Source organism: Endozoicomonas sp. Mp262 (genome assembly GCF_025643335.1).
Lineage (GTDB): Bacteria > Pseudomonadota > Gammaproteobacteria > Pseudomonadales > Endozoicomonadaceae > Endonucleibacter.
Genome location: NZ_CP092489.1, coordinates 207,744 through 214,139 on the forward strand (window position 1 = coordinate 207,744; position 6,396 = coordinate 214,139).

Annotated in this window: 4 protein-coding genes; 1 reads left to right on the forward strand and 3 read right to left on the reverse strand. The window is 43.2% G+C overall.

The features are described 5' to 3' along the window. Window positions 1-155 precede the first annotated feature (155 nt). Window positions 156-1,607: a hypothetical protein gene (locus MJ595_RS00840; RefSeq protein WP_263080641.1), complete on the reverse strand. Its 1,452-nt coding sequence runs from the start codon at window positions 1,605-1,607 to the stop codon at window positions 156-158. Here MJ595_RS00840 and MJ595_RS00845 point away from each other — a divergent pair. Further along, on the forward strand, window positions 1,581-3,254 hold the full coding sequence (locus tag MJ595_RS00845; protein ID WP_263078486.1) for a transposase: 1,674 nt from the start codon (window positions 1,581-1,583) through the stop codon (window positions 3,252-3,254). The genes MJ595_RS00840 and MJ595_RS00845 overlap by 27 nt on opposite strands. A 4-nt stretch (window positions 3,255-3,258) precedes the next feature. Here MJ595_RS00845 and MJ595_RS00850 read toward each other — a convergent pair whose 3' ends face one another. Both MJ595_RS00850 and MJ595_RS00855 read right to left on the reverse strand, forming a co-directional pair. Further along, window positions 3,259-3,498, reverse strand: a complete 240-nt coding sequence (locus tag MJ595_RS00850; RefSeq protein ID WP_263080642.1) for a hypothetical protein — start codon at window positions 3,496-3,498, stop codon at window positions 3,259-3,261. Between the two features lie 809 nt (window positions 3,499-4,307). Continuing rightward, window positions 4,308-6,395 (reverse strand): ATP-binding cassette domain-containing protein, encoded by a 2,088-nt coding sequence (locus tag MJ595_RS00855; RefSeq protein ID WP_263080643.1) that lies wholly within the window; start codon window positions 6,393-6,395, stop codon window positions 4,308-4,310. Window position 6,396: the final 1 nt, after the last annotated feature.

Below are 6,396 nucleotides of genomic sequence, written 5' to 3' on the forward strand. Positions count from 1 at the left end.
GAGACGCTGGAAACGAGAAAAATTATGTTTCCAGACCGGATCAAGGCGTAATTAAAAAGTGGCGTTTACACAGAATTATTTACAGGCTCTATTTGTATCTAAAAATTCAGCAGGAGGCTTAAAAATGATCAGCCAATCTGAGAAAGCCCCATTTTTTACTTGTTTAATATTGCTTCAATCCTATTAACTATGTTTTCAGATAATAAGGACGTCATGCTAAAAAATCGCTCGACGTTATCTCTGATACAAAGTTTTGGGTGAAAAACACAACTACCAAAACCAGCAACTTCATAAATCATCTGCATCAGCACATTGTGAAAAGAAGTTTTACAATACGCAGCCATATATTCAATACTCTCTACATGTAAATAAGAAGGCCTGAGAGACACCATTGTTAGATAATTTTGAACACATATATCAATATCACGAAATTCAAATCCCAAACTACCCGTACCTACATTACACAACTCACAAGCTGTCACTTCTGTTTTTCTAATAAGTTCTTCTACTCCAGCCTCTAATTTACTACTACCCGTCGATACATAAAAAACACCTCTAACAGACTCTGCTTCAAAAGATCTAAAGTTATCAGATAAACAGCTGCAAGGTGTAATCACAAAATTACCTAGCACTTCATTTTCAACATGTTTTTTATAATATTCTAACAACTTATTTTTACTTATTCCTTGTATATTAACACTACTGCTAGCTCTTACTCGTTTTTTAGCCACTTTTTTTTCCTCAAACAGGAAATAAATTATATCGTCCACACACCCTATCTTCTCATTAATACTACGCATTAGTTTATTTTTAGCCTCCACACCTCTCTCTCCTTGTTGACATATTTCATACAGCATTCTTTTAAAGGTTATTATATCTGGATTGATTGCTGTTTCCAGGGTCCATGACATAGCAACCTTTTCATCCGGTGAGTTCAATTTCTCCTTTAGATCAGAGGTACATAGCTTATCAGTTACAACACCTGCTTTTGCTACTAATTTTTCAATTAGCTCACCCTGCCGCATTTGCCCCACATTCTTTCCAAGTACACGTTGAAGAATCTGCCTAAAATCATCGTCTGAAAAAATACCACCATCTAAAACCGCCCCTTTTACTCCACATAATTCAAGATCAGCTATTTCAGCCACATCATCACAAAATCTAAAAATCAAAATCTGATCTTTAGAAGATGGCTTCGACATAAAAAAAATTTGCGATACAACTGAATATAACCACGACGAGTATTGGTTAGAATAATATCCTTCAAAAGGGTCAATAGCAGTTGCACAAACCACCCGTTTTAATTTATCAGGATATTCCTCAAAAAACGCAACAACAGTTTCAATCCAATTTATTTCAGAATCACTGCCCCATTTTTCGGCGAACTGCCAAAAGGAAAGATTACTTTTATCTTGATACTCTAAAAGGTCATGAAGACTAACAATATCTGATTCCTTTAAACACACTTCAGCCATATATCCTTTCTCCATTAACTTCCCACAATACGACTTACTTACAACGTAAGTTCTCAATAACTGCTGGATAGCTGCAAAATTCTGATATACATCTATCCTTCCCTCATGCAACCCCCAATCAATCAAGAGCAAGTGTACTCACCTGCGAGATTACTGAATCTTGTTGCTCAGCAGCAAGGGCAGATTACTCAGCAGCAAGAGCAGATAGCGAAGCTTCAAGCGCTTGTTGAGGCACTGCAAGCGCAGATTCGTCGTCTTAAAAAACTGCCGCCAAAGCCTGATATCAGACCCAATACAAAACCAAAAGATGATGGTAAAAAGGGTGATAATGGTCCCGGTGATGACAACGAACCGCCTGATAATTCAGGGAAACGTAAGGTTGAGAAGCCTGGCGAACGAACACGAAAAAATCGCCAACAGCCTGATAAGCCAGCAACAGAAAAAATCATCACCGTAGAAGTATCTGATGTCCCGTCTGGTTCGACACCAAACGGATTTAGCTCTTTTTCTGTACAAGAGCTGACTATTCAGGCGTTCACGGTCGAGTATCATTTGGAGCAATGGCAGACGCCCGACGGACAAACCATCACAGCAAAACCTCCCGAAAGCCTGCATGGACATCACTATGGACCACAACTCCAGTCCTATTTGTTGTACCAGCATCACGGTTGCTCGGTGACTCAGCCGCAGCTGTTGGACTGGTTGTGGGATATAGGAATCTCAATGTCCGCGGGAGAACTTCATCGGCTACTCACTGAAGGTCATACTGACTTTCATGAAGAAAAAGACGCTTTGCTGGCAACAGGGTTCAAATGCTCCCGCTACATCCAGACCGATGACACCGGAGCTAGGCATAAAGGACAAAATGGCTACTGTACCATTATCAACAATGAGCTATTTGCCTGGTTTGAGAGCACAGGCAGTAAGAGTAGGGAAAACTTCCTGAGCCTCTTGCATCGCCCCTGGAAGACTTATTCCGTCACGCAGGACGCCTTGGACTATCTGGAAAAATTTGATTACCCGGAGAAGTGGCTAAGCATCATCAGGCAATACATGGGCGTTACGTTTTTAAACCGGGAAGCCTGGGAAGCAGCCCTTAACGACCATGGGCTAACGGGAAAGACCCGGCGCAAGCAAGCAGCAGAAGCGCTTATTTACAGCAGCTTAATGGCTCATGGTATGGGACACCTGACCACATTCAGTGATGGTGCTCAGCAGTTCAACGTATTCAACCATGCTCAATGCTGGGTTCATGCGGAGCGGGGATTGGCTAAAGTCCACCCGGTCAATGAGCAGCAAGCCAGTGCACAGTACTGGTGTCGTACATGGTTCTGGGCTATCTACAACGATTTAAAAGTCTTCAAGGCCAGCCCCGATAAAAGTAAAGCTCAAAACATACGTCGCGATTTCAAGGCCCTGACTAATACCCAGGTAGACTTTCCTGATTTACAGGACGCACTGTCAGGGCTGGTCGTTATAGAGAAGGAATTGCTACAGGTACTCGATGCTCCAAGCCTTCCGCTCCATAACAACCTGAGCGAAAGCCAAATACGGGAATACGTGAAACGACGAAAAATCAGCGGCGGCACAAAAAGCAAAGCGGGAAGAAAGTGCCGGGATACGTTTGCCAGCCTGAAAAAAACTTGCCGGTTGTACGGTTTATCGTTTTGGCATTATCTGAAAGATCGAATCATGGGCAGTGGCAGTTTTCCCTGGTTGCCCGACCTGATAGAACAAGCATCCAGCGACTTTTCGTGTGGGTTAACCAGCAGTTATTGAGAACTTACCTTACAACTTCCTTATTATTGTCTTGCAGGTTATCATGGTGGTGCCTATAAAAGGTAAAACTATCCCCTGCCAATTCACTACCAGAAGGAAGGTATTTTATGGATAAATGATCATAATCACCATGTTGATTATAAGAAAGAATTTGACTTAAACGATCATAACCATTGCCATCCGCGTAACTTATATTTTTAAACACGAACAAAAGTGAGATAATAAAAAATATTTTTTTAACCATAATCACTAAAAACAACCTGTATATTGCACCAAAAAACTAATTAACTAATTAACTAATTAACTAATCATTTAGACAATATAGACAAAAAAATAGAAAACGCGATGTGTGACTTTTCAGAATAATTAATGAAGACATGACCATCATCTAGAGTGATAGTACTAAAAAATCACCAGACGGTGACAGCCATGCCTATTGAAGGATCCATCATCACTATCTTCTGCCTGATCAACGATTTGTATTCTGAGTTGATTTCTCGTCCTATCCGTCAAGGACGGCTTCTCTCCAAAACTTACTGATGGCAAAGTCATCACTATGGAAATTGTTACTGAATGGCTCGACCATCACGAAGATCTATCTATCTGGAAATATTTTCACCGGTATTGGCTGCACTTTTTTCCTACCATTCCAGATCGTTCGCAATTTGTCCACCAAGCTGCCAACTTGTAGCGAGTTAAGCAAATGCTCCAAGAAGCACTGATTCAGAAATTATACCAATCGCATTTTCTAACTACCGTAATGAGCATGGCAAGCTGAACGCCAGAACAAGGTGGAATGACGAGTAATAGCGAGCTATTGCGAGGAGTTTCAACGCAGAACTGGTATTCAGATTGCCAGCACAATAGCATAGTTAGAATGTGCGATTGGTATTAAGAACAGGTCATTCAGACCTATACATATCAGTATGAACAACTAATCTCTACAGCCCTTGTATATCAACCCAGTTAGAGCATGAGAACAGAAATTTAGGGCTTTCGCGACAACCTCAGGACGCTGGGAACGAGACTGAAGAAGGAAACTTGCTGATTATTTTATGCGGGCTGTGCAGAAGGCTGCTGAGAAAGAGATTGAAGTACTTTATCCCGTTCACCATCAGCGATGATCTGGCCGTCAGCTAAAATAATAATTCTATCAACCAGTCGTAAAAGGCTATGTCTGTGGGTTACCAGAATCAGCGTCTGGTCATCTCTTAAAATATCGGGCAGGCGTTTGCAAAACAGCGATTCATTGAAATTATCATAGGCACTGGTGGGTTCATCCAGTATCACGATCTTGCCATCACGTAATAATGCCCTGGCCAGGCCAAGAGCCTGACGTTGCCCACCTGATAGATTATTTCCCCGCTCCTGAACCTTATGACTGTAACCGTGGGAGCACTGTGCAACAAACTGATCAAGACCGGCGGTGTAACAGGCCCTATCCATTTGCCCGGAAGATGCTGACTCCATGCCAAGCAGCAGGTTGCTCCTTAATGTACCGGAAAAAACAGAGGGCTTTTGCGGAGCCATGGCACAATGACTACGGTAGTCGTCCAGATTTAAATAGGCCAGATTCCGACCATCAACCAATACATTGCCAACCGAGGGTGTCAGTAATCCCTGAATCAACCGGACCAAAGTGGATTTTCCCGAGCCTGAAGCCCCAAGAATAGCGACTTTTTCCCCTGGCTTGATTCGCAGGTTGATATTTTTAAGGACTTCCGGCTCATCAGGATGAAAACGGAAAGAAACCTTATCACACTCTATTTCTCCACGAACCACAGGAACATCCAGTTTCCCTACCGAGTCGTTTTCCCCTTCCTGATTCAATAATTCGTTAATCTGCTTCAGGGATTTTGCTGCAAAAGCCATGCGGTTTACGGCCATGGCAAGATGCATCAGCGGGGCAATGGCCCGGTTACCCAGAATCACACAGGCAAACAGGCCACCCGCAGTAATATCACCACTATGGATCAGAAAAACCCCAAGAACCAGACTACCAATGACCACCAGCTGGGTGGCACTGACCACCAGGGTATTTAACAAAACATTGGATTGCTTGCTATCCAGGGCAGCTCTGGATGAACCTGCCACCAGCCCTCGCCACCGTGCCAGCATTTTCTTTTTCACACCCAGTAGTTTCAGGGAATCCAGCTCTGAACTGGTTTCAAACAGGAACGCGGTTTTTGCTTTATTTGCCCGGCTCGTACGGCTGACATTGCGCTGGTTATACCGATAACTGAGCCAGGTAACCGGAATAAGTACCAGGGCAACCGTTAAGGGTATCAGCACCATTTTTCCGCCAATAAGCCAGATCACCAGGGTAAATAATGCAAAGAATGGAATATCCAGCAGTGATAGCAACACTGTCCCCGACAGCACCTCTTTTACCCGGGCAAAGTCTTCAATAATATGTGCTATTTTTCCGGCGGAGTCTGGCAAGGCCGATTGCTTTAGTTCCATTAACCGGGAAAAGATAAGTTGCTCACTGTGTTTTTCAATAACCCTGCAGGAGTCATCAACAAAATAGCTTCTAAGCCAGCGTAAAATAAAATCAAAGACCACGATCCCAAGCATACCCAGGCTGATAATCATCAAGGTATCTGTGGCATAGGTAGGAATTAACTTATCAAACACCATATTGGTAAATAGCGGCAATGACAGTGTCAGCAAGTTCACCATAACGGTGGCCAGTACCACCTGGATATAATGGGGCCAAAGCGCCTTAATTTGCTTACCCAACCAGGAAGGGGCTATAGCCGATGAGGTGCGCTGTCGGCTTTTATGGATAAAACAGAATATGACACCGGAAAAAAGGGGCTTTACTTTGTCAATATTCAGCCAGAACCCCTGACCTGATGCACCGTATAACACATGCAAGCGCCCCGACTTAATGGCCGTAACCGTCAAAAAGTATTTTTTCCTGAGCTGAATAATACAGGGAAGGTCGTCCTCGGTAATATCTGTAAGACGACGCTGACTTCTCAATGAAATAAGGCCGCAGCGGGAAGCCGCCTGGCTTAACTGCCGGACATCAAGGCTTGAGTCGGCAGTCAGGGGGTCTAAATGTTCATTAACAACATCGGTTCCCAGATGGTGACAAATGGAAAGAAAGCATTCCTTCAGGGTGAACTTGCGCATA